Source organism: Sinorhizobium saheli, assembly GCF_001651875.1.
Lineage (GTDB): Bacteria > Pseudomonadota > Alphaproteobacteria > Rhizobiales > Rhizobiaceae > Sinorhizobium > Sinorhizobium saheli.
The window spans coordinates 85,904-107,725 of the sequence record NZ_LNQB01000064.1 but is presented as its reverse complement, the minus strand read 5'-3'; the positions used below and the strand labels follow the sequence as shown (position 1 = coordinate 107,725).

At 64.0% G+C, this 21,822-nt stretch carries 17 protein-coding genes, 1 tRNA gene and 1 pseudogene; 9 read left to right on the top strand and 10 right to left on the bottom strand.

Annotated elements, in window-relative coordinates:
- The 3 genes and pseudogenes from ATB98_RS07765 to ATB98_RS28850 form a co-directional block, all read left to right on the top strand.
- Positions 1–259, top strand: a pseudogene (locus tag ATB98_RS07765) (methyl-accepting chemotaxis protein); the annotation flags it as partial.
- 908 nt (positions 260–1,167) lie between these two features.
- A complete protein-coding gene (locus ATB98_RS07760; RefSeq protein ID WP_066871454.1) occupies positions 1,168–1,821 on the top strand; it encodes a DUF433 domain-containing protein in 654 nt (217 codons plus the stop codon).
- Positions 1,818–2,219, top strand: a complete 402-nt coding sequence (locus tag ATB98_RS28850; RefSeq protein ID WP_153435740.1) for a DUF5615 family PIN-like protein — start codon at positions 1,818–1,820, stop codon at positions 2,217–2,219. Before ATB98_RS07760 ends, ATB98_RS28850 begins: the two co-directional genes overlap by 4 nt.
- Positions 2,220–2,492: 273 nt before the next feature.
- On the opposite strand, the gene ATB98_RS07755 is transcribed toward ATB98_RS28850, so the two are convergent.
- The 3 genes from ATB98_RS07755 to cpdR1 all read right to left on the bottom strand — a co-directional run bounded on the left by ATB98_RS07755 (position 2,493) and on the right by cpdR1 (position 3,294).
- Positions 2,493–2,567 (bottom strand) — tRNA-Val (locus ATB98_RS07755).
- A complete protein-coding gene (locus ATB98_RS07750) occupies positions 2,558–2,815 on the bottom strand; it encodes a hypothetical protein (protein WP_153435741.1) in 258 nt (85 codons plus the stop codon). The genes ATB98_RS07755 and ATB98_RS07750 overlap by 10 nt, the downstream gene beginning before the upstream one ends.
- A gap of 116 nt (positions 2,816–2,931) precedes the next feature.
- On the bottom strand, positions 2,932–3,294 hold the full coding sequence (gene cpdR1 / locus ATB98_RS07745; RefSeq protein WP_003531148.1) for a response regulator CpdR1: 363 nt from the start codon (positions 3,292–3,294) through the stop codon (positions 2,932–2,934).
- A 193-nt stretch (positions 3,295–3,487) separates the two neighbouring features.
- On the opposite strand from cpdR1, the gene ATB98_RS07740 reads away from it, so the two are divergent.
- Positions 3,488–4,369 carry an N-formylglutamate amidohydrolase gene (locus ATB98_RS07740; protein WP_066871449.1) on the top strand — a complete coding sequence of 294 codons (882 nt, stop codon included), beginning with the start codon at positions 3,488–3,490 and terminating at the stop codon, positions 4,367–4,369.
- Positions 4,370–4,733: 364 nt separating this feature from the next.
- Complete coding sequence (hisN, locus tag ATB98_RS07735) at positions 4,734–5,513, top strand: histidinol-phosphatase (RefSeq protein ID WP_066871446.1); 780 nt, start codon at positions 4,734–4,736, stop codon at positions 5,511–5,513.
- A gap of 35 nt (positions 5,514–5,548) precedes the next feature.
- On the opposite strand, the gene ATB98_RS07730 is transcribed toward hisN, so the two are convergent.
- Positions 5,549–6,532: an alpha/beta fold hydrolase gene (locus ATB98_RS07730; RefSeq protein ID WP_066871443.1), complete on the bottom strand. Its 984-nt coding sequence runs from the start codon at positions 6,530–6,532 to the stop codon at positions 5,549–5,551.
- A gap of 417 nt (positions 6,533–6,949) precedes the next feature.
- Here ATB98_RS07730 and ATB98_RS07725 point away from each other — a divergent pair, with 417 nt between their 5' ends.
- Positions 6,950–7,411 (top strand): Hsp20 family protein, encoded by a 462-nt coding sequence (locus ATB98_RS07725; protein ID WP_066871440.1) that lies wholly within the window; start codon positions 6,950–6,952, stop codon positions 7,409–7,411.
- Between the two features lie 68 nt (positions 7,412–7,479).
- On the opposite strand, the gene ATB98_RS07720 is transcribed toward ATB98_RS07725, so the two are convergent.
- Complete coding sequence (locus tag ATB98_RS07720; RefSeq protein ID WP_066871496.1) at positions 7,480–8,526, bottom strand: threonine aldolase family protein; 1,047 nt, start codon at positions 8,524–8,526, stop codon at positions 7,480–7,482.
- A gap of 198 nt (positions 8,527–8,724) precedes the next feature.
- Positions 8,725–8,982 carry a hypothetical protein gene (locus tag ATB98_RS28845; protein ID WP_153435743.1) on the bottom strand — a complete coding sequence of 86 codons (258 nt, stop codon included), beginning with the start codon at positions 8,980–8,982 and terminating at the stop codon, positions 8,725–8,727.
- A 149-nt stretch (positions 8,983–9,131) separates the two neighbouring features.
- Between ATB98_RS28845 and gltB the strand changes: the two genes are divergently transcribed.
- Together gltB and ATB98_RS07710 are read left to right on the top strand one after the other, a co-directional pair.
- On the top strand, positions 9,132–13,856 hold the full coding sequence (gene gltB, locus ATB98_RS07715) for a glutamate synthase large subunit (protein WP_066871437.1): 4,725 nt from the start codon (positions 9,132–9,134) through the stop codon (positions 13,854–13,856).
- A gap of 97 nt (positions 13,857–13,953) precedes the next feature.
- Complete coding sequence (locus tag ATB98_RS07710; RefSeq protein ID WP_066871434.1) at positions 13,954–15,411, top strand: glutamate synthase subunit beta; 1,458 nt, start codon at positions 13,954–13,956, stop codon at positions 15,409–15,411.
- Positions 15,412–15,705: 294 nt separating this feature from the next.
- Here the strand turns inward: ATB98_RS07710 and ATB98_RS07705 are convergent, their stop codons facing one another.
- Together ATB98_RS07705 and ATB98_RS07700 are read right to left on the bottom strand one after the other, a co-directional pair.
- Entirely contained in the window at positions 15,706–16,956 is a 1,251-nt protein-coding gene (locus ATB98_RS07705) for an SGNH/GDSL hydrolase family protein (RefSeq protein ID WP_234781889.1), read from the bottom strand.
- Between the two features lie 193 nt (positions 16,957–17,149).
- Entirely contained in the window at positions 17,150–18,361 is a 1,212-nt protein-coding gene (locus ATB98_RS07700; protein ID WP_066871428.1) for a lytic murein transglycosylase, read from the bottom strand.
- 323 nt (positions 18,362–18,684) lie between these two features.
- On the opposite strand from ATB98_RS07700, the gene galU reads away from it, so the two are divergent.
- A complete protein-coding gene (gene galU / locus ATB98_RS07695; protein ID WP_066871425.1) occupies positions 18,685–19,572 on the top strand; it encodes a UTP--glucose-1-phosphate uridylyltransferase GalU in 888 nt (295 codons plus the stop codon).
- A 235-nt stretch (positions 19,573–19,807) separates the two neighbouring features.
- Here the strand turns inward: galU and ATB98_RS07690 are convergent, their stop codons facing one another.
- Positions 19,808–21,250, bottom strand: a complete 1,443-nt coding sequence (locus ATB98_RS07690; protein ID WP_066871422.1) for an outer membrane beta-barrel protein — start codon at positions 21,248–21,250, stop codon at positions 19,808–19,810.
- A 108-nt stretch (positions 21,251–21,358) separates the two neighbouring features.
- A complete protein-coding gene (locus ATB98_RS07685) occupies positions 21,359–21,814 on the bottom strand; it encodes an NfeD family protein (protein ID WP_066871419.1) in 456 nt (151 codons plus the stop codon).
- Positions 21,815–21,822 lie beyond the last annotated feature (8 nt).

Below are 21,822 nucleotides of genomic sequence, written 5' to 3'. Positions count from 1 at the left end.
GATGGACCAGGTGACGCAGCAGAACGCGGCGATGGTCGAGGAATCGACGGCGGCGACGAGCCGGCTCGCCGACGAGGCGGCGAATCTCGCGCGGCTGATCGCCCGCTTCAAGCTCGAGGGCGGCATGGCCCCGCGTGCGGCCGCGCCGGACAGCCGTCCGGTCGCCTCGCCCGCTCGCGCCCTTTCCCGCAAGCTCGCCGGCGCCTTTGGCGGCCGTGGCGCAGCGACGGCTGCCGCGGCCGACTGGGAGGAGTTCTGACAGCGGCCCCGGCAGGCCACGCCGGACAAATCATGCCTTCGGCAGATCGGATGGGCAGCGGCATCGCCGCTGCCCATCGCGTTTTTGCGGGCGGTACGGCGACCTTTCGCCTGAATGATGCCGTGCTGCTATGCAGCGACCCGGGACGCAGCCAACGGCTGCAAACAAAAAAGGCCGGGCTAAACCCGACCTTCTCGTCACCTGCGCCCGTTGCCAGTACATCCGTGGTCAATGGCGCGGTAGGTCCTTCTTAGCCGTTGATCGTGACAGCCGCGTGACAAAGGTTGCGATTGAAGCGGGATGCCCTCACATGCATTCGCGCATGCCGCTCTATCTGTTTGCTTTTGCTGATTTGTGCGACGTCGGGTGATTCCACCCGAACTGCAAAATGCTCTGAAGCCGCGTGTCCGATACCGCGCTCGTTACACCGTGTCCGGGTTGAAGCGCGCCAAGTCGTTGGCAACAAAAAAGGCCGGGGCTTCCCGGCCTTTCGCAGTCACCCCTCGCCTTTGCCAGTACATCCGTGGTCAAAAGCGAGAGGGACCGTATGACAGCAATGTACGCTCTGATTGCATTTTAATCAAACCGGAAATTGCGACGCGCGCAGCGCAGTCGTCCCCGAGCCGCGACTCGTCGATTTCCGGCAAGGCAAGACTCTCCTCCGAGCCTCATTCCCGTGCTTGTCACAGCGTGGCGTCCGACAAGACGCGCGGCGCTGTGGGCCACAGCCGGGGAGGGGATAAAGAGGCGGATCAGCAGGAGCAATCGGCGGCTTAGTCGTCGCAGGACTCGGAACGGCAAAGATTTTTCAACGTTTGGTAATCTCTGATGTACAAGGGTGTCGGATCGATTCGACCCATCTTGCGCGTGTTCCGACATGTACTAGGATGAGCGTCGGGAGTGTAACCATGAAGAAGACAAGCGCCGTCAACGTCATATCGGCGTTTACGGAGGACCAGGCGGCACGACTCACCGGCCTGACTGTTCACCGTCTACGCCATTGGGACCGCACGGGATTCTTTATCCCGTCGCTTGCGGCGCAGGATAGACGTGTGCCCTTCAGCCGGGTCTACTCGTTCCGCGATCTGGTGTCGCTTCAGATACTCAAAGCGCTTCGCATCGATCTAGGTTGTTCTCTGCAGCATCTTCGCGATGTGAAGGAAAAGCTGGCCCATCTCGGGGATGACCGCTGGTCGCACACTACGCTGCACGTGCTCAACAAGAAGGTCGTGTTCTTCGATGAGGAACGCGATGAGCACCGCGAGCCCGTTAGCGGCCAGATCGTTCTGCAGATTCCGCTGAAGGTCGTCAGGTCAGATATGCGGAAGGCTGCAAAGGCGCTCGGACAGCGCACGGATACTGAGATCGGCTCTATAGAGCGACATCGCAACGTCAGTCACAACGCGGCTGTCATCGCTGGGACGCGTATCCCTGTCGCTGCGATCAAGCGGCTCGCGGAGGACGGCTACAATGTTGCGCAGATCGTTGAGGAATACCCGTCCCTGACTGACAAGGACGTTATTGCCGCTCTACGGTATGACGACAAAAAGAGTGCCGCTTGAGCCCAGCGCGTCCTCGCCTCAAATTCTTTCTTGATGAGGGCGTGCCGGTCTCGGTTGGCAAGGCGCTGGAAGACGGTGGCCATGAAGTCATCTACTTCAACAACAGCGGAGTCGCAAAGGGATCGGCTGATACCATGGTTTGTGTTGTTGCTGACGCAAACGATGCAATTCTAGTTGCTCATGACAAGGACATGAAAGTCCTAGCAAAAGGGCATGGCATAACAGCGGCGCGCTTCCGGTCCCTCAGCCTCCTACAGTTAGCATGTCGCGAATCGGTCGGCGCTGTACGTGTCCGCCAGGCGCTCTCTCTGATTGAGCATGAGTGGGCCATAGGCGAAGGGCGAGAACGACGACTGCATATCTGCATCGGCGACAGCATGATTAGGTCGCATCGATAGAGGGGGACACGATTTCCAGGCTGGCCAACAAAGCGCTAATTATCTCCTTCCAAGTATCTATCCCGATCGCCGCAATAGCCACCAGCAAGCCAAGGCGCGTTCTAGATGCCAAATCCGGAACTGCTCCCTAATTCTCTCCAGCACCGATACCCCTCAATTGAACTCGACAAGCGTAAGTCAGCGCATCGTTTGCGTGCAAGACGGGGGGACGAAAAGCACTATGTAAAAAGGCCCCTCGATTTCTCGAAAGGCCTTTAAAATCAGAAACTTGGATGGTGGGCGTGACAAGGATCGAACTTGTGACCCCTACGATGTCAACGTAGTGCTCTCCCGCTGAGCTACACGCCCATCCGATGCGGCGCATAGACCACAAAACCGGCGTCCGCGTCAATAGGCTTTTCGAAGGTTTTTTGAGAGAAATTTTGGAAGCTGTCGCGCGGCCGGATTTCCGGTGCAGCGCTCGCCTGCGATTGCGGCTCGCAACGGCCAAGCGCGCCTAAGCCGTTGAACGGCTGGAGCATTTTGCAGTCAGGTGAATCACCTGACGTCGCACAAATGCGGCAAAACAAACAGATAGAGCGGTAGCGCGAACGCATCTGAGCGGATCCCGCGCTAAAGGGTCGCGGCCGATCGGGCCGATCGGCTGCGGCCCCGGAGCCGGTGTCGGTGCGCAGCTTTGCGGCAAAAGCGGTTGGGCGGGCTCGCGCCCTCCTCAGGCCGCCAGCATCTTGTTGACCTCGTTGACGAGGTCGCGCAGGTGGAAGGGCTTGGAGAGGACTTTCGCGTCCTTCGGGGCCTTGGAATCGGGGTTGAGGGCGACGGCGGCAAAGCCGGTGATGAACATCACCTTGAGGTCCGGGTCGAGCTCGGTCGCGCGGCGCGCCAGCTCGATGCCGTCCATTTCCGGCATGACGATATCGGTCAGCAGCAGCGAAAAGGGTTCCTCGCGAAGCCGGTCATAGGCGCTGGCGCCGTTGTCGTAGGAAAGGACCTTGTAGCCGGCCTTTTCCAGCGCCTTCACAAGAAAGCGGCGCATATCGTTGTCGTCTTCGGCAAGGAGGATTTTCGCAGTCATGAATTCGGCCGTGGCTACTTCTTTTCGATGCTTCTCGGATTGCGGCAGCTCAGCAAACCGCAACAGCGTAAATATCCGGTGAACAGCAGGGATCACCCCCCTGAAACCAGCGGGAGGCCACTATGGACACAGAGGCGACCAACTGGCAACATGATCCGAACATCAAGATCCGGACATGGTAAAAAGGGTTCCGATGGGGGAAGCGTCCGAGTGGGAATTTTTCGAGGTTCTGGAACCCGCGAACCGGCGGATTCCTTTCGTCTTCAACTCTCCGCATAGCGGCCGGTTCTATCCCCAAGCCTTTCTCGATCAATCGCGACTCGACCCGCATTCGATCCGCCGTTCGGAAGATCACTTCGTCGATGAGCTGTTCCGCAGCGCCACCTTTCTCGGGGCGCCGCTCCTGCGCGCCCATTTTCCACGCGCCTTTCTCGACGTCAACCGCGAACCCTACGAACTCGATCCGCGCATGTTCGAGGGCGCGCTGCCGGCCCATGCCAATATCGGTTCGATGCGGGTCGCAGGCGGGCTCGGCACCGTGCCGCGCCTCGTCGCCGAGAACATGGAGATTTACCGCGGCCGCTTTCCGGTCGAGGAGGCGCTCACCCGCATCGAGACGATCTACAAGCCCTATCACGCGACGCTCAGAAGGTTGATCGCGCACACCCATGTGCACTTCGGGATGGCGATCCTCATCGACTGCCATTCTATGCCCGGCAACGTCCATCTTCCCGGCAGCGGCAAGCGCCCCGACTTCATCATCGGCGACCGCTACGGCACCAGCGCCGCGGCGGAACTTTCGCGGGTTGCGGTGGAGCTCCTGGAAGAGCTCGGCTACGCAGTGGCGCGCAACAAGCCCTATGCCGGCGGCTTCATCACCGAGCACTACGGCCGGCCGAGCCGCGGGCTGCATGCGCTTCAGATCGAGATCAACCGCAGCCTCTATGTCGACGAGGCGACACTCGTCAAAAAGCCGGGATTTGCGGCCCTCGAGGCCGACCTCGCCACCTTCATCGCCGGCCTGGCACGGCATGTCGACGAATACGGCGCCTACCTGCCGCTGGCAGCGGAATAGGCAATCGCCGACGCGGCCGGTCAGGCGCGCGTCCAAGGAAACGGCGGTCGTGCTCAAAAAGAACCGCGCCAGCGGCGCGGTCAAGTCTAGGGAGGAAACACCCAAGGAGGGTATTTGCAGCCGAGACCGGCTGCATGAAAACCCTAATATTGCGCTGCACAATTGTCAAGTTTCAGGGGTACGAACTTTTTGCAGTGCGGTATAAATCTCCGCTTGTCGGTTGTAGGCTCCATGCGGTTGCCGAAGCCAATTCAAGGCCGCGCCCTCTGTGAGGCTCGACTTGAGGGCGTGGCGCCCTCGTTGCCTTTCGGTGAATTTCGTCTATTCAGAGTGGGCGCTCCTTCCCGTGCCCCGAGAGGAATAAATGCTGCCCGACCGTTCCTTCTTCGATCGTCTTGCCGATGCCGCCAAAGCGGAGACCATGCCGCGCTTCCGGGTCGGCACGAGCGTCCTCAACAAGCTCGAGGGCGGCTTCGATCCCGTGACGGAGGCCGACAGGTCGGCTGAGGCGGTGATCCGGGCGCTGATCGAGAAGAGCTTTCCGGATCACGGCATTCTCGGCGAGGAGCACGGCAATATCGGCCTCGATCGGGATCATGTATGGGTCATCGACCCGATCGACGGCACGCGCGCCTTCATTTCCGGCCTGCCGGTCTGGGGCACGCTGATCGGCCTTTATCGCCACGGCAAGGCGGTCATGGGGCTGATGGACCAGCCCTTCACGGGCGAACGCTATTTCGCCGACGGCGAGAAGGCGCTCTATCGCGGCCCGGACGGCGAAAGGGTGCTGGCCACGCGCCCCTGCAAGGCGCTGTCGGATGCGGTCCTGTTCACGACGTCGCCGCACCTCTATACGGGCGAATGCAAGGAGCGCTTCGAGGCGCTGCAGGCGAAGGTGCGGCTTTTCCGCTACGGCTGCGACTGCTATGCCTTCGCGCTGCTTGCCGCCGGCCATGTCGACCTCGTCGTCGAATGCGGCCTCAAGCCCTATGACGTCGGCGGCCTCATTCCGCTGATCGAACAGGCGGGCGGCGTCATCACCAATTGGCAGGGCGAGCGCGCGGAAATGGGCGGCGAAATCATCGCCGCCGGCAGCCGCGAACTGCACGAGCAGGCGCTGGAGGCGCTGCAGGCCAAGCTTTAGTGCACGCCGGTGCTGCCCACCTTCCGGTACATGCTTCAGACGTCTTCCAACCGCCGCGGCACGGGTGCGGCGTCGCCGGTATCGGCACCGGGCAGAAATGCAAGAATGGCCGCCATCGCCTGGGCGCGATAGCGGTCCGCCTCCTGAAGGAGTTCGTGCCGTGCGCCGTCGATCGGGATGAGGTGACCGGCGCGGAAGTTGCCGGCCATTCGCTCGACGGCGAGATAGGGCACGAGCCGCTCGGCCGTCGGCGCGAGAATGACGGTCGGCACCGTGATCCGTGTCAGATGCTCCCGCCGGATGACGCGCCGGATCGTGCGGAAGGCTTCTGTCAGCCACCGGGCCGTGGGCGGGCCGATCCTCAGTTCAGGACAGGCCTCGGTCAGCGCCAGGTTGCGCGCGTAACGGCGGCTGTCGGTGGTCAGCACATTGCCCTGGAAGGGGAGATGCTTTTCCTTGTCGGCGCGCACCGGCAGCCTTCCAAGGCCGAGCCGGCACATGGCGGCGGCGATTGCGACGATGCCCGGTTCGCCGATCACCTGGCCGCCCAGGCCCACGAAGGGAGCGAGGAGCACCATGCGCTCGATGCGGGTTGCGAGCAGCGGCGCCAGCGACAGGGCGACGAGGGCGCCCATGGAATGGGCGACGATCGAAAAGGGCAGGCGGGTGTCGGGCAGGACGATCTCGTCTAGGAAGGTCGTCAGGTCGCGCTCGTAATCGGCGAAACGCTCGACATGGCCGCGACCGGGCTGGGGCAGCAGCCGCTCCGAACCGCCCTGTCCGCGCCAGTCGAAGGTGGCGACCCAGAAGCCGGCTGCCATCAGTTCGCCGATCGTCTCGAAATACTTCTCGATCGATTCGTTGCGGCCCTGCAGCAGCACCACGGTGCCGCGAGTATCGGCCGCTTTCGACTTGAACACCGCATAGCGGATCTTGCGATTGCCGACCCCGTCGAAGAAGCCGGTCACGGGATTGCCCGGGATCGGGTTGTCCGGCGTGGAGCGAAGGATCGAGGTCATGAGCGATGGGCGGATCGGAGCGCGTTGATCGATGTCTCAGGGATAGGCGGTGGCCTTTCGCGCGTCAAAGAAAAAAGCCGGAAACGGTGGATGAAATCCGGACGATCACCGTTTCCGGCCCGCTGAAGGAGAAGGGACATGTCGCTTCAGCCCTGGGTGAAATTGACCCAGTGTCGCCTTTGTACCCCGCCATCGCTGAACCGAGGCCGAACCGGTCGTTCATATCCGGTTCACGCAAGCGATCGCCTCATGAGATCGCGGGGAGCAACGCCCGTGAACGTATCCCCTTGAACTGCAGCGGCGGCGATCCCATGTCTTGGGCACGGACGCCGAAGACGGGTCCGTTCACCGGTCGCGTCACTGCCTGATGGGGTGGCGGACCAGATATCGCAAACCGTTGCTCTCAAGGAGGACATCATGCGTCACTTCGATTTTTCTCCCCTTTATCGCTCCACCGTCGGCTTCGATCGCCTGTTCACCATGCTTGACAGCCTTGGCCAGCCCGATCAGGCACAGACCTATCCGCCCTACAACATCGAGCGGACCGGCGAGAACGCCTACCGCATCACCATGGCCGTGGCCGGCTTCGACGAAAGCGAGCTTTCGGTCGAAGCGCGCGAGAACACGCTGACGATCAAGGGCGAGAAGAGCGAGGAGAAGGGCGAGGAAACCCAGTTTCTCCATCGCGGCATTGCCAAGCGCGCCTTCGAGCGTCGCTTCCAGCTTGCCGACCACGTCGAGATCAAGTCCGCCTCGCTGAAGAACGGCCTGCTCCACATCGATCTCCTGCGCGAGATCCCGGAAGCGGCCAAGCCGCGCCGCATCGAGATCACGGCGGTGGCCTCGCAGCCGAAGCAGATCGAGGCGCAGAGCGCCTGACGCCTGGCATAAGAACGAAATGAAGAAGGCGGCGCCCGAAAGGGCGCCGTTTTTGTCGCATCTGGTCCTCAGCAGCCGGCCACGAAGCGGTCGACGTCTTCGGCGCGGGTGGCGAAGCTCGTGACGAGGCGATAGAGGCCCTCATCCCCGGCAAGGCTGCCGTTGAGATGGTGCGGCACATGCCACTCGTAGAAAACCGCGCATTCCTTTTGCAGGCGGTCAGCGACCGGCCGTTTCAGCACCACGAAGACCTCGTTGGCGTCGGGCGCCCAGGCGAGTCGGCTTTCGGCCGAGGCCGCGATGCCGTCGGCGAGGCGACGCGCCATGGCGTTGGCGTGGCGGGCGAGATCGAGCCAGAGATCGCCCGCGAGATAGGCGTCGAACTGGGCGGCGATGAAGCGCGACTTGGAAAAGAGCTGCGCCGCGCGCTTGCGCAGGAAATGCATCTCCTCGGCCTTGGAAAGGTCGAACAGGATCAGCGCCTCGGCGCACCAGCAGCCGTTCTTGGTCCCGCCGAAGGACAAGATATCGACGCCGCGCTTCCAGGTCATCTCGGCCGGCGACACGTCGAGGCTGACGAGGGCATTGGCGAAGCGGGCGCCGTCCATGTGCAGCGGCAGCCTGTTGGCCTTGGCGATAGAGGCGATCGCTTCGATTTCGTCGAGCGAATAGACCGTGCCGCCCTCGGTCGCCTGCGTCAGCGTCACCGCCATCGGCTGGCCGCCATGGACGAATTCGGGCGGAAAGCGGCGGATCTCCGCCTCGAGCCCTGCTGCCTCCATCTTGCCGCGGCCACCATCCACCGGGCTCAGCCTTGCGCCGTGCGAGAAGAACGCCGGCGCCCCGCATTCGTCGACATTCACATGCGCCTCGCGATGGCAGAAGACGACGCCGCCCGGCCGGTTCGCGCTCGAAAGCGCAAGCGCGTTTGCGGCCGTTCCGGTGCCGACGAAAAACACCGCCACGTCCTTTTCGAAGATCTCCGAAAACCTTTTCTCAACCTTTCGATCGAGCTCGCTCGTGCCGTAGGCGGCCGCATAGCCGCCGGCATGCGCCATAAGGTTTTCGGCAATTGCCGGATGGGCGCCGGCCCAGTTGTCGGAGGAAAAGATCATCGCGATATCCCTGATTCTCTGCGTGCGCGTTCTCTCGTGCCGCGCGCACCCTGTCGTTTGCATGAAAACATCGGTTTCGCGCCTCGCGTCGGCGAGACCATAGCCGAGTTCGATCGAGGCGCAATCCTCGCCGTGCCGGTGAACGCCAAACGAAGACCAGTTTGAAACCAAAGTGAAGAAAGCAGCACAAGTGCGTAATTAAATTTCAAAAGCGCGAAATTTTTGGCAATGTTCGACAAAATCTCCGGCATTATTTGCGGTCAAGCTCTTGCGGAGGAGGGCGCTTTCTGGCATAGAGCCCATGAAATAGGACAGGTTTGCTGTCCTATTTCGGTCTAGGGACCGGAACAATCGCCGGAAGGCCCGCAAAAAAGCGGCTGCCGGCGTGGAGCGCGAGGGGGTTTCGCCGGGTTTCATCCGGCGGTTATCGCCTGCCGTCAGGATGGTCGCGGACATTCGTGCCTGATGAGCCGCGCTTCATTTGCGACCTGATCAGGATCATGCGACGATAGTGCCCAGGCTTGCCGCAGTGCGAAAAGCACCACGCGGCGATGGCGTGCGGGCCGCGGTATGCCCGGAATCCCGGGTCAACAGGAGGGAAGACGATGACGGATCATTCGCCATCACAACAGATTGGGCTCAACCTCGCGCAAAACGCCGCGACGGCTGTGAAAACGCCCGCGTTCCCGTCCGGACTGCCGCGAAAACAGGGCCTCTACGATCCGCGCAACGAGCACGATGCCTGCGGCGTCGGATTCGTCGCGCATCTCAAGGGCGAGAAGTCGCACCAGATCGTCCGCGACGGCCTGTTCATGCTCGAGAACCTGACGCATCGCGGCGCCGTCGGCGCCGACCCGCTGATGGGCGACGGCGCGGGTATCCTCGTGCAGATTCCCGATCGCTTCTTTCGCGAGGAAATGGCGGAGCAGGGGGTCACCCTGCCAAAGGCCGGCGAATACGCCGTCGGCTACCTGTTCATGCCGCGCGACGAGAAGCTGATCGCCCATTTCAAGGAGGTGATCAGCGACGTGGTGGCCGAGGAAGGCCAGCACCTGCTCGGCTTCCGCGACGTGCCGGTCGACAATTCGTCGCTCTCCAAGGCGCCGGACATTGCCGCGACCGAGCCGCACCACGTACAGGTCTTCATCGGCGCCGGCCGGGATGCCGCCACGAATGACGAGTTCGAGCGCCGGCTCTTCACGCTGCGCAAGGTGATCTCCAACCGCATCTATGCGGAAGCCGATGGCGGCGACCTCGGCTTCTATATCGTGTCGCTGTCGACCACCACCGTCGTCTACAAGGGCATGTTCCTCGCCTATCAGGTCGGCGCCTATTACAAGGACCTCGCCGACGAGCGCTTCCAGTCGGCGGTAGCGCTGGTTCACCAGCGCTTCTCGACCAACACCTTCCCCTCCTGGAAGCTAGCGCATCCCTATCGCATGGTCGCGCATAACGGCGAGATCAACACGCTGCGCGGCAACGTGAACTGGATGGCGGCGCGGCAGGCCTCCGTGTCCTCGCCGCTCTTCGGCGACGACATCTCCAAGCTCTGGCCGATCTCCTATGAGGGCCAGTCGGACACGGCCTGTTTCGACAACGCGCTCGAGTTCCTCGTGCGCGGCGGCTATTCGCTCGCGCATGCGGTGATGATGCTGATCCCCGAGGCCTGGGCCGGCAACCAGCTTATGTCGCAGGAGCGCAAGGCCTTCTACGAATACCATGCGGCATTGATGGAGCCGTGGGACGGGCCGGCGGCGGTCGCATTCACCGACGGTCGCCAGATCGGCGCGACGCTCGACCGCAACGGCCTGCGTCCGGCGCGCTACATCGTCACCAATGACGACCGTGTCATCATGGCGTCGGAGGCCGGCGTGCTTCCGGTCGCCGAGGACAAGATCGTCAAGAAGTGGCGGCTGCAGCCCGGCAAGATGCTGCTGATCGACATGGAAGAGGGACGCATCATCTCCGACGAGGAGGTGAAGTCGTCGCTCGCCGGCAAGCATCCCTACCGGCAATGGCTGGACAACACCCAGCTCATCCTCGAAGACCTGAAGCCGGTCGAGCCGCGGGCGCTGCGCCGCGACGTGTCGCTGATCGACCGCCAGCAGGCCTTCGGCTACAGCCAGGAGGACACCAAGCTCCTGATGTCGCCGATGGCGACGACCGGCCAGGAGGCGATCGGCTCGATGGGCACCGACACGCCGATCTCGGCGATGTCGGACAAGCCGAAGCTGCTCTACACCTATTTCAAGCAGAACTTCGCGCAGGTCACCAACCCGCCGATCGATCCGATCCGCGAGGAGCTGGTGATGAGCCTCGTCTCGTTCATCGGTCCGCGCCCGAACATCCTCGACCACGAGGGCATGGCGCATGCCAAGCGGCTGGAGGTCCGTCAGCCGATCCTTACCAATGGCGATCTCGAGAAGATCCGCTCGATCGGCCATACCGAGGACCGGTTCGACACCAAGACGCTCGACTTCACCTATGATATTTCGCGCGGTGCCGAAGGCATGCCGGAAATGCTCGATCGCCTGTGCGAGCGGGCGGAAGCGGCGGTCAAGGGCGGCTACAACATCATCGTGCTTTCCGACCGGCAGATCGGCCCGGATCGCGTCGCCATTCCCGCGCTGCTCGCGACCGCGGCCGTGCACCACCACCTGATCCGCAAGGGCCTGCGCACCTCGGTCGGCATCGTGCTGGAATCGGGCGAACCGCGCGAAGTGCACCACTTCTGCCTCCTCGCCGGCTACGGCGCCGAGGCGATCAACCCCTATCTGGCCTTCGACACGCTCGTCGACATGCACAAGCGCGGCGAGTTCCCGAAGGAGGTCGACGAGAAGGAGGTCGTCTACCGCTACATCAAGGCGGTCGGAAAGGGCATTCTCAAGGTCATGTCCAAGATGGGCATCTCGACCTACCAGTCCTATTGCGGGGCGCAGATCTTCGATGCCGTCGGGCTTTCCTCGACGCTGGTCGACAAGTATTTCTTCGGCACGGCGACGACGATCGAAGGCATCGGCCTCGAGGAGATCGCCGCCGAGACGGTCGCTCGCCACAGGGCGGCCTTCGGCGCCGATCCGGTGCTCGCCAACACGCTCGATATCGGCGGCGAATATGCCTTCCGCATGCGCGGCGAGAGCCATGCCTGGACGCCGGATGCGATCGCCTCGCTCCAGCACGCGGTTCGCGGCAATGCGGAGGATCGCTATCGCGAATTCGCGGCGATGATGAACGAGCAGGCGAGCCGCATGAACACGATCCGCGGCCTGTTCACGATCAGGCCCGCCGAGGCGGTCGGCCGCAAGCCGATCCCGCTCGAAGAGGTCGAGCCGGCATCCGAGATCGTCAAGCGCTTCTCGACCGGGGCGATGTCCTTCGGCTCGATCAGCCGCGAGGCGCATACGACGCTGGCGGTCGCGATGAACCGCATCGGCGGCAAGTCGAACACCGGCGAGGGCGGCGAGGAAAGCGACCGCTACATGCCGCTGCCGGACGGTTCGATGAACCCGGAGCGCTCGGCGATCAAGCAGATCGCCTCCGGCCGCTTCGGCGTCACCACCGAATATCTGGTCAATGCCGACGTGCTGCAGATCAAGGTGGCGCAGGGCGCGAAGCCCGGCGAAGGCGGCCAGCTGCCCGGCCACAAGGTGGATGCGACCGTCGCCAAGACCCGGCATTCGACCCCCGGCGTCGGTCTCATCTCGCCGCCGCCGCACCACGACATCTATTCGATCGAGGACCTGGCGCAGCTCATCTACGATCTGAAGAACGTCAACCCCGAGGCGGATGTCTCGGTCAAGCTGGTGTCCGAGGTGGGCGTCGGCACGGTTGCGGCCGGCGTCGCCAAGGCGCGCGCCGACCACATCACCATTGCCGGCTTCGACGGCGGCACCGGTGCGTCGCCGCTCACCTCGCTGAAGCATGCGGGCAGCCCGTGGGAGATCGGCCTTGCCGAGACCCAGCAGACGCTGGTGCTCAACGGCCTGCGCTCGCGCGTCGCGCTGCAGGTCGACGGCGGCCTGAAGACCGGCCGCGACGTCGTGATCGGCGCGCTGCTCGGTGCCGACGAGTTCGGCTTTGCCACCGCGCCGCTGATTGCGGCCGGCTGCATCATGATGCGCAAGTGCCACCTGAACACCTGTCCCGTCGGCGTCGCCACGCAGGACCCGGTGCTCCGCAAGCGCTTCAAGGGTACGCCCGAGCATGTCATCAACTACTTCTTCTTCGTTGCCGGGGAAGTGCGCGAGATCCTCGCATCGCTCGGCGTCAGGAAGCTCGACGACATCATCGGGGCGTCCGAGCTGCTCGACCGCGACCGGATGATTGAGCATTGGAAGGCCAGGGGTCTCGATTTCTCGAAGATCTTCCACAAGGTCGAGGCTCCGAAGGAGGCGACCTACTGGACCGAGCGGCAGAAACATCCGATCGACGACATTCTCGACCGCAAGCTGATCGAGAAGGCGAAGCTGGCGCTCGACACCAAGGTGCCGGTCGCCTTCGAAGCCGAGATCAGGAACGTCGACCGCTCGGCCGGCGCGATGCTCTCGGGTGCGCTCGCCAAGCGCTGGGGCCACAAGGGGCTCAAAGACGACACGATCCACGTGACCCTCAAAGGGACCGCGGGTCAGTCCTTCGGTGCGTTCCTGGCCCGCGGCATCACCTTCGATCTCATCGGCGACGGCAACGACTATGTCGGCAAGGGGCTCTCGGGCGGGCGCATCATCGTCCGTCCGTCTGAGAACACCAGGATCGTGCCGCATCAGTCGATCATCGTCGGCAACACGGTGCTCTACGGCGCGATCTCGGGCGAATGCTACTTCAACGGCGTCGCCGGCGAGCGCTTCGCGGTGCGCAACTCGGGTGCGATCGCGGTGGTCGAGGGCGTCGGTGACCACGGCTGCGAATACATGACCGGCGGCGTCGTCGTCGTCATCGGCGGCACGGGCCGCAACTTCGCGGCCGGCATGTCCGGCGGTGTCGCCTATGTGCTCGACGAGGAGGGCGATTTCGCCCGCCGCTGCAACATGGCCATGGTCGAGCTGCAGCCGGTGCCGGAGGAGGACGACATGCTGGAGAAGCTGCACCATCACGGCGGCGACCTCATGTACAAGGGGCGGGTGGACGTCTCCGGCGACATGACGCGCCATGACGAGGAGCGGCTCTACCAGCTAATCTCCAACCACCTGCACTTCACCGGCTCGGCCCGCGCCAAGGAGATCCTCGAGCATTGGGCGGATTATCGGCCGAAGTTCCGCAAGGTGATGCCGGTCGAGTATCGCCGCGCGCTCGAAGACATGGAGCGCATGAAAGTGGCTGAAGCGGCCGAGTAACGGCCCCTGTGACAGCGGCCCCCGAACCGTTCGGTGGCGGGGGCCATCACGCGCCTCAGGGCGCCTGTTCGAGATTTGAAGATATCAGGATCGCAAGATGGGCAAGGTTACTGGGTTTCTCGAGATCGACCGGCAGGTGGCGAAGTACCAGCCGGCATCCGACCGCATCCGCCATTTCCGTGAATTCACCATTCCGATGTCCGACCAGGAAGTGCAGAAGCAGGCCGCTCGCTGCATGGACTGCGGCATTCCTTACTGCCACGGACCGACCGGTTGTCCGGTTCACAACCAGATCCCGGACTGGAACGACCTCGTCTACAACGGCAATTGGGACGAGGCGATCCGCAACCTGCATTCGACCAACAACTTCCCGGAGTTCACCGGCCGCGTCTGCCCGGCGCCCTGCGAGGAGGCCTGCACGCTGAACCTCGAAGACGTGCCGGTGGCGATCAAGACGGTCGAGCAGGCGATCGCCGACAAGGCCTATGAAATGGGCTACATCGTGCCGCAGCCGGCCGTCACCAAGACCGGCAGGAAGGTCGCGATCATCGGTTCCGGCCCGGCCGGCATGGCCGCCGCCCAGCAGCTTGCCCGCGCCGGCCACGAGGTCCATGTCTACGAGCGCGAATCGAAGCCCGGCGGGCTGCTGCGCTACGGCATCCCGGATTTCAAGATGGAGAAGAACTTCATCGATCGCCGCATCGAGCAGATGCGCGGCGAGGGCGTCACCTTCCATTGCGGCGTCAATGTCGGCGTCGATATCGCGGTGCAGGCGCTCCTCGCCGAACATGACGCGGTGCTCTATTGCGGCGGTTCCGAGACGCCGCGCGATGCCGGCATCCCGGGCGTGGAGTTCACCGGCGTGCACGACGCCATGCCCTATCTCGTCCAGCAGAACCGCCGCCTCGGCCGCGAGAACATCGACAGCGTCGGCTGGCCGTCGGAGCCGATCCTTGCCGGCGGCAAGCATGTCGTCGTCGTCGGCGGCGGTGACACGGCGTCCGACTGCGTCGGCACCGCCTTCCGTCAGGGCGCCGTCAAGGTGACGCAGCTCGACATCCGGCCGCAACCGCCGGAGAAGGAGGACAAGCTCGCGGTCTGGCCGTTCTGGGCGACGAAGATGCGCACCTCCTCAAGCCAGGCCGAAGGCGCGGTGCGCGAGTTCCAGGTCGCGACCCTCGAATTCATCGGCGACGAGGACGGCAACCTGACGGGCGTCAAGTGCTGCCAGGTCGACGAACGCCGCAAGCCGGTCGCCGGCACCGAATTCGTCATCAAGGCCGATCTCGCCTTCATCGCCATCGGTTTCCGCGGCCCCTTCGAGAACGGCGTGCTCAAGGATCTCGGCGACAAGCTGGCGCTCAATACCGACCGCCGCGGCTCGACCAACGTCGTCGCCAATGACCGCGACTACAAGACCTCGGTCGACAAGCTCTGGACCGCCGGCGACGTTCGCCGCGGCCAGTCTCTCGTCGTCTGGGCGATCCGCGAAGGCCGCCAGGCGGCCCGCGCCATCGACGAGGCGCTGATGGGCTCGACGGTGCTGCCGCGGTAAGCTTCGGGCCGCGCTCATCGGCGGCAGATCCACCCCTCCCCACCCACAAGGGGGAGGGGCTTACCTTCACCGCACCCCTCGGCACATTTTTTGGCGTTGCGGCAGGCGCTCAGGCTTCCAGATGGTCGGCGGCCGCAGCGCGCACCAGGGTCCCCCTTGTGGCCTCCGCACGCCGGGAGAGGAGACCGAGCGCGTGCCGCGCACCCCTTCGCCCCGTCTTGCGGCGTCTTGCGGGGAGAAGGTGCCGGCAGGCGGATGAGGGCAAGCGAGGGCCCTGATCTGCCGCCCCCGCGCTCAATTCCGCATCAGCGGCCTGCTGATCACCGTCTCCGGTTTCGCCAGCCGGAAATCGTCGACGCGTCCCGGCGGGGCGGCGACGACCTCGCCCTTTTCGATGAGGAGGTCGCGCGGGCTCTTGCCCGTGCTCTTCAACGGGGCGCCGCCGCCGAGCAAGGCGGTGGCTCCGTCGAGCTCCGGATCGGTGAGGCTGATCGGCTGCGTCTTGACGATGTCCTCGTTGGCAAGCGGGGCGGTGACGACGAGGTCCTTCAGTTCCTCGGCGCCCGGCACGTCGGTCGCGGCGGTCTCGCCGAGCAGCTTGCGGATGTCCTTCTCGACATAGAAGGCCAGCTTGCGCTTGCCGGCCTTGGTCAGGTTGATGCCGTCGGCGCCGCGCAGCCGCACCTGCTGGCCGTTGATGTCCGAGCCGGTCAGCACGAACTTGCCGCCCTCGTCCACGAAGCCGTCCCAGATATCGATGAATTGCCCGCCCGCCTTCTCGACCTCCTCGCGATAGATGCCGTTGAAGGTCACCATGTCGGCGGTCATGGCGGTCGACTGGAAGGGCGGCATGCCGACCCAGAGCACCGGCAGCTTGTCCTTGCGCGCCAGCGTGGCGAGCGCAGCGACGCGCTTGCGGTATTCTTCCTTCCACGCATCGGTGCGGAACTTCTCGTTGGTGTCGCGCATCGTCTGGCGATCATTGGCGCCGAGACTGATGACGATCACCGACGGCTTGAGCTCGGAGATATAGTCCGGCAGCATCGCCGGCCAGTCGAAATAATCGCTGCGGACGAGGCCGGAGGAGCCGTTGGTGCGGGTCTCGATGGCGATCCCCGGCGTCGTCTCGAACGCCACCTTCAGGCCGTCGCCAAGGCTCCCGGCGATGAAGTCGCCGACGACGAGCACCTTCTTCGCATCCGGCGCCTTCCCGATGACGGGCGCGGGCGACGGCGTGTCGGCGACCCGCGGCCTCTGTCTTTGCTGACGCGGCTGCCGCGGCTCGGCCGGCTGCTGCCGGCGCCTCTGTATGCGACGCGGCTGCGGCTGGCGCGGATAATAGGACGGGTCCTCGTAGTAGCGTCTTTGCGGGACGAAGACGCCGAAGAGCCGCTGCAGGACGTTGCGGCGCGGAACCGGCTCCTGCGCCTCGACCATGGTGGCAAACAGGCCGGCGACGAGCATTGCCGCCGCGCCGAGGAGGAGCGGCGCTAGCCGAAACGGACGGAAGAACCATCCTCTTCTGGCGTCCCCGGTTGTCTGCATGGTCATTCCCAGTCGAGTGTCAAGCGTGCCCTCCAGCGCCGCGCGTCTTAAAAGGCGCGCAAAGGTCGCTGTAGCACCTTGAGTTGCGGCATGTCTTTCTCCTGAACCGAGGTCGATCAAGGATACATGCACTAAGATACGCCAACCGCGGCGATTTGCGAAATCGCCGCGATCGAAGTGGTCCGTCGGCCGGTCACTTGCGCAGGGCGCGCAGGAGATGCTGCGTCGGCTCCCCGTCCGGCGTCAGGCCGTTCTGCGCCTGGAAGGCCTGGATCGCAGCCTTGGAGCCGGAACCGAAATTGCCGTCCACTTCGCCATCGTAATAGCCGAGCTCCTTCAGCCGGTTCTGCAGCTCGAACTTCTCGCTGATATCGAGCGAGCCGTCCGGGCGCGGCCAGCGCTGCTGCATGCCGGCATAGCCGGCGATCTGGTCGGCGAGCAGCCCGACGCCGAGGGCATAGGAGTCGGAAGCGTTGTAGCGCTTGATGACGAAGAAGTTCCGCGTCATCAAGAAGGCCGGACCGCCTCCGCCGCTCGGCAGCTTGAGCTCGGCGCGCATCTTCGGGTTGCGGAAGCCCTTGCCGCTCGGCCTGACGAAGCCGAGCGCCGCCCACTGGCCGAGCGTTTTCGTCTGGCCGGAATATCTGGCCGCGTTGGCCGGGGCCACGACCTCGTAACCCCAGGTTTCGCCCGGCTGCCAGCCGTTCTTCCTGAGCAGATTTGCGGCCGTCGCCAGCGCGTCCGGCACCGAGTTCCAGATGTCGCGATGGCCGTTTCCGTCCGCGTCGACGGCATAGAGCAGGTAACTTGTCGGAATGAACTGGGTGTGGCCCATGGCGCCGGCCCAGGAGCCGGTCAGTTCCCGCGGGGTGATATCGCCGCTCTGCAGGATCTTCAGCGCCGCTACGAGCTGGGTCTTCGCATATTTCGACCGTTTCGGGTCGGCATAGGCAAGGGTCGCCAGCGCCCGGGGCACGTAGTGCAGCCGGTCGTCCTTGCTGAGAATCGCGCCGTAATTCGATTCCATCGACCAGATCGCGAGCAGGATCGTCCGGTCGACTCCGAAGTGCCGCTCGATGGCGTCGAGTGTGCGCGCATGCTTCGCCGCCATTTCCTGGCCGACGCGCTTCGTGTACGGATTGACACGGGCGTCGATATATTCCCAAATCTTGTGCTTGAACTCGGGCTGATAGGCCGCCTTTTCGAGCACCGCCGGGTCGGGCGTCCTGACCCCGGCAAAGGCTTTGCGGTAGGTCGCCTGGGTGATGCCGCTCTTGGCGGCGGTCTGATAGAACTTATTGATCCAGCTTTGAAAACCCTGGTCCGCGCGCGCCGGCGACGAACCGAAGGCGGCGGCAACGACGAGAGCGACTGCGATATGGCGGAAGAACGTCTTTCTGATCATCTGCTGTCGGTTCCGTTTCTCGGCGGAGCGTTCAGCCGGCGTTCATGCCGGACCGGCTACTCCGGTTTCGCAATGTTACCCGCACCAGGCCACTGGAAAGGCAGCATGCGGTTCCTTCCTCCGGAAGACGCATGGCGCTGCAGTGACCGAACGACGGCAGCCGTTTCGGCTAGTGGAGAAGCCTACAGAAACGAAGTCAACAAAGTCTTTACCATGAAAGAGCCGAGTCGTCTTCCTTCGTGAAAATTGCCGAACGGCGACGAATAGCAATCCAATTTGCCTGTTTCAGGCTAAACTTGAGAACCCATTGCAAGGAGGTGTCTATGACCGACAAGCGCAAAGTCCGCAAAGCCGTATTCCCCGTCGCGGGTCTCGGGACGCGTTTCCTTCCCGCCACCAAGGCGGTCCCGAAGGAAATGCTGACGGTGGTGGACAAGCCGGTCATCCAGTATGTCGTCGACGAGGCGCTGGAAGCGGGCATCGAGCACCTGATCTTCGTCACCGGCCGCAGCAAGGCGGTGATCGAGGACTATTTCGACATCCAGGTGGAACTGGACCAGACGCTTCGCGAACGCAACAAGAAGGCGGAGATCGAACTGCTCGAAGCCATGCTGCCGAAGGCCGGCACGACGAGCTTCACGCGCCAGCAGGCGCCGCTCGGGCTCGGACACGCGGTATGGTGCGCGCGCGACCTCGTCGGCAACGAGCCCTTCGCGCTGCTGCTGCCCGACATGATCATGAAGGGCGAGAAGGGCTGCCTGAAGGGCATGGTCGAGCTCTACGAGCAGAGCGGCGGCAACGTCATTGCGGTCGAGGAATGCGCGCCCGACCAGGCGCATAAATACGGCATCGTCGGCGTCGGCGAGCGGATCGGCGATGGCTTCCAGATCACCAAGATGGTCGAGAAGCCGGCAGCGGGTACGGCCCCGTCCAACTTCTTCATCAACGGCCGCTATATCCTTCAGCCGGAGATCTTCCCGATCCTCGAGCGGCAGGAGCGCGGCGCCGGCAACGAGATCCAGTTGACCGACGGCATGGTGAAGCTTTCCGACGCGCAGCCCTTCGCCGCCTATCACTTCCGCGGCGACACCTACGACTGCGGCGCGAAGGACGGCTTCATCCTGGCGAACGTCGCCTTCGCGCTCGAGCGCGGCGATATCCGCCCGACCGTCGAGGGGCCGCTCAAGGCGCTGCTGCAGGGGCTGAAGTGATCCGTTCCTGAACCGATGAAACAGGGCCGCGCCTTGTGGCGCGGCCTTCGCTTTCTCCTGCAGGCGGAAGCGATGCGCGCTGAAGCGCGATGTGCTTTAGGTTCTTGTTTTTCTGTTTGTTTTTGCCGCATTTGTGCGACGTCAGGTGATTCCACCTGACTGCAAAATGCTCTAGCTTCTTGCTTTTATGCATGTCGTTGTCCCAAAACCGCTGCGCACTTTTGGGCGACATGCATTAGCGCCGCAGCGTGAGCCCGACGCCGACGCGCGTGGTGTCGCTCGAAGCGCCGCGCTCCCTGTTCGTGCGCTCGTAGCTCACGTCCCCCGTGAGCGCGAGATAGCGGCTCATGTCCCAGGTGAGCCCGGCGCCGGTGCGCCACGTCGTCTCGTCCGAGGAGGCGGCATCGGCGGGGAAATCGCTGAGCGTGAGGCTGTTCGAGAATCTGCCGACCAGAGTCGAACGCAACTGCTGGGTGACGACGTTCGTCAGCTCGTAATTCATGGAGCCCGCGTCGCCGGGTGTGGTCGACGGATCGAGATAGGTCAGGACGCCGAAGAGAACGTCCGTGCCGCGCCGTGGCGACCAGTTGACGCGTCCGTCGACCGAGAGGCCGTCGAGGTCGCCGAGACGGGCGTCGTCGAAACGGAAGGTCTCGTAGCCGAGCGCCAGCTCCCCGTTCAGCTTCTCGCCGAGATCGACCTCCATGCCGGCGCGGCCCGCATAGTTCTGATAGGAGCGCTCGAAGCCGAATGTGTCGCGACGCAGGTCGTAGATCGACTTGCCGGCGGAGGCTTCGAGGAAGGGGATGAGAGCCGGCGAGAGCTCGTAGCCGACGCGGCCGGTGAGGGTGCCGATGCTGCGGTCGCGATCCTTCTGCGAAAGCCTCGTTCCGTTGTCGAGCTCGACGTCGCCATAGGTCCAGCGCTCGAAGTCGATGCCGACGGAACCGCGAATGAGGCCGAGGTCGCGCTCGACGGCCGCGCCCAAGCGGTAGGTGTTGACGCCGGACTGGCTCTCGGCATTGGCGATGGCGTTCGGATCGCTGGCATCCTCCCGCTCGAAGCTATAGCCGGCTTTGAGCCTCGCGATCGTCTCGTCGCTCAGGTCCAGGCGTAGTTCCGCGTCGATGTCGGCGCGCGGTTCCTCCTCGCCTGCGCCGGAAATATTGTCCTGGAGGACAGCTTCGCCGGTCACGCTCAACTGATGGCGCGACCAGTCGGAGGTGAGCGACCCCTTGAGCCCGGTTTCGAGGAAGCTCCGGCTCTGGCTGTTGCCGCCGGTCTTCTGTCGCTCGTGGTTGAAGGTTTCGCTGAGCGCCGGCTTCAGGACGAAGCTGCCGATGCGGATGCCTGTCGCCTCGCCGGCGTCGGGGTCGATGCGCGTCCGCAGGCCGTCGATCGTCTCCTCGCGCCGGTTGAGGCGGTTGAAATCCTCATCGAGCGCCGGGGTGAGGTCGGCGCCGGCGACGGCGCCCGTCGTCTGCGGGTCGGTGATGGCCGGAGTAGTGCCCGCCGGAGCGGCGGCCAAGGCAGCCGCAGGACCCGCGGCCTGCGGGGCGCCGACGCTCTGCGCGCCTGCCGACGTGCAGGAAAGAGCGGCGCAGCCCGCCAGCAGCCACGCCGGCGTTCTTGCACGCAAGGCGCCCGCCATGATCGAGCGTGAGGTATTGGGCGCCATATGCCGTCTGTCCGCGAAGCTGATTGCAATCCTTTCGCAATCGTAAAGGCACGTGGTTAAGCAATCGTTTCTGAAGGGAAATCAGCGCGGCGGAATGTGCCAGCGTCGTCAGGCGGGCTCAACGGTCAAGAGCCGGCCGCTGCTGGCGACGATGCGCACGCGGGTGCCGGCGGGAAGGTCCGGCCCTTCGACGGACCAGGTGGTGTCGTCGAGGCGCACGCGTCCCCGGCCCTGCGCGATCGGCTGTTCGAGAACCGCCGTGCGGCCGACGAGGCTTTCGCTGCGTTTGTTGAGCAGCGGCTCGTCGCTCTCGGCGCCGGAGGAAACGAAGCGCCGCCCGATCAGCACGGCGAAGACCGAATGCAGCGCGAAGACGATGAGCTGGACTTCCCAGACCCAGAATGCCGTGTCCCAGAGAAGAAGGGAAAGGCTGCCGGTCGCGAGCGCTGCGAAGCCGATCCATACTAGGAAAACGCCGGGCAGCATCAGCTCCGCGGCGAGCAGCAGAAGGCCCAGGATCCACCAGCTCCAGGGGCCGAGTTCGAGGGCGATGCGTGCGATCATGCCGCGAA

What these genes read in the sequence shown, in the direction of transcription:
- ATB98_RS28845 (WP_153435743.1), bottom strand. Translation starts at nt 8,982, where the DNA reads ATGTCCGCGACCATCCTGACGGCAGGCGATAACCGCCGGATGAAACCC.
- ATB98_RS07750 (WP_153435741.1), bottom strand. Translation starts at nt 2,815, where the DNA reads ATGCGTTCGCGCTACCGCTCTATCTGTTTGTTTTGCCGCATTTGTGCG.
- ATB98_RS07700 (WP_066871428.1), bottom strand. Translation starts at nt 18,361, where the DNA reads ATGATCAGAAAGACGTTCTTCCGCCATATCGCAGTCGCTCTCGTCGTT.
- ATB98_RS07760 (WP_066871454.1), top strand. Translation starts at nt 1,168, where the DNA reads ATGAAGAAGACAAGCGCCGTCAACGTCATATCGGCGTTTACGGAGGAC.
- cpdR1 (WP_003531148.1), bottom strand. Translation starts at nt 3,294, where the DNA reads ATGACTGCGAAAATCCTCCTTGCCGAAGACGACAACGATATGCGCCGC.
- gltB (WP_066871437.1), top strand. Translation starts at nt 9,132, where the DNA reads ATGACGGATCATTCGCCATCACAACAGATTGGGCTCAACCTCGCGCAA.
- hisN (WP_066871446.1), top strand. Translation starts at nt 4,734, where the DNA reads ATGCTGCCCGACCGTTCCTTCTTCGATCGTCTTGCCGATGCCGCCAAA.
- ATB98_RS07740 (WP_066871449.1), top strand. Translation starts at nt 3,488, where the DNA reads ATGGGGGAAGCGTCCGAGTGGGAATTTTTCGAGGTTCTGGAACCCGCG.
- ATB98_RS07710 (WP_066871434.1), top strand. Translation starts at nt 13,954, where the DNA reads ATGGGCAAGGTTACTGGGTTTCTCGAGATCGACCGGCAGGTGGCGAAG.
- ATB98_RS07685 (WP_066871419.1), bottom strand. Translation starts at nt 21,814, where the DNA reads ATGATCGCACGCATCGCCCTCGAACTCGGCCCCTGGAGCTGGTGGATC.
- galU (WP_066871425.1), top strand. Translation starts at nt 18,685, where the DNA reads ATGACCGACAAGCGCAAAGTCCGCAAAGCCGTATTCCCCGTCGCGGGT.
- ATB98_RS07725 (WP_066871440.1), top strand. Translation starts at nt 6,950, where the DNA reads ATGCGTCACTTCGATTTTTCTCCCCTTTATCGCTCCACCGTCGGCTTC.
- ATB98_RS07720 (WP_066871496.1), bottom strand. Translation starts at nt 8,526, where the DNA reads ATGATCTTTTCCTCCGACAACTGGGCCGGCGCCCATCCGGCAATTGCC.
- ATB98_RS07690 (WP_066871422.1), bottom strand. Translation starts at nt 21,250, where the DNA reads ATGGCGCCCAATACCTCACGCTCGATCATGGCGGGCGCCTTGCGTGCA.
- ATB98_RS07705 (WP_234781889.1), bottom strand. Translation starts at nt 16,956, where the DNA reads ATGCAGACAACCGGGGACGCCAGAAGAGGATGGTTCTTCCGTCCGTTT.
- ATB98_RS07730 (WP_066871443.1), bottom strand. Translation starts at nt 6,532, where the DNA reads ATGACCTCGATCCTTCGCTCCACGCCGGACAACCCGATCCCGGGCAAT.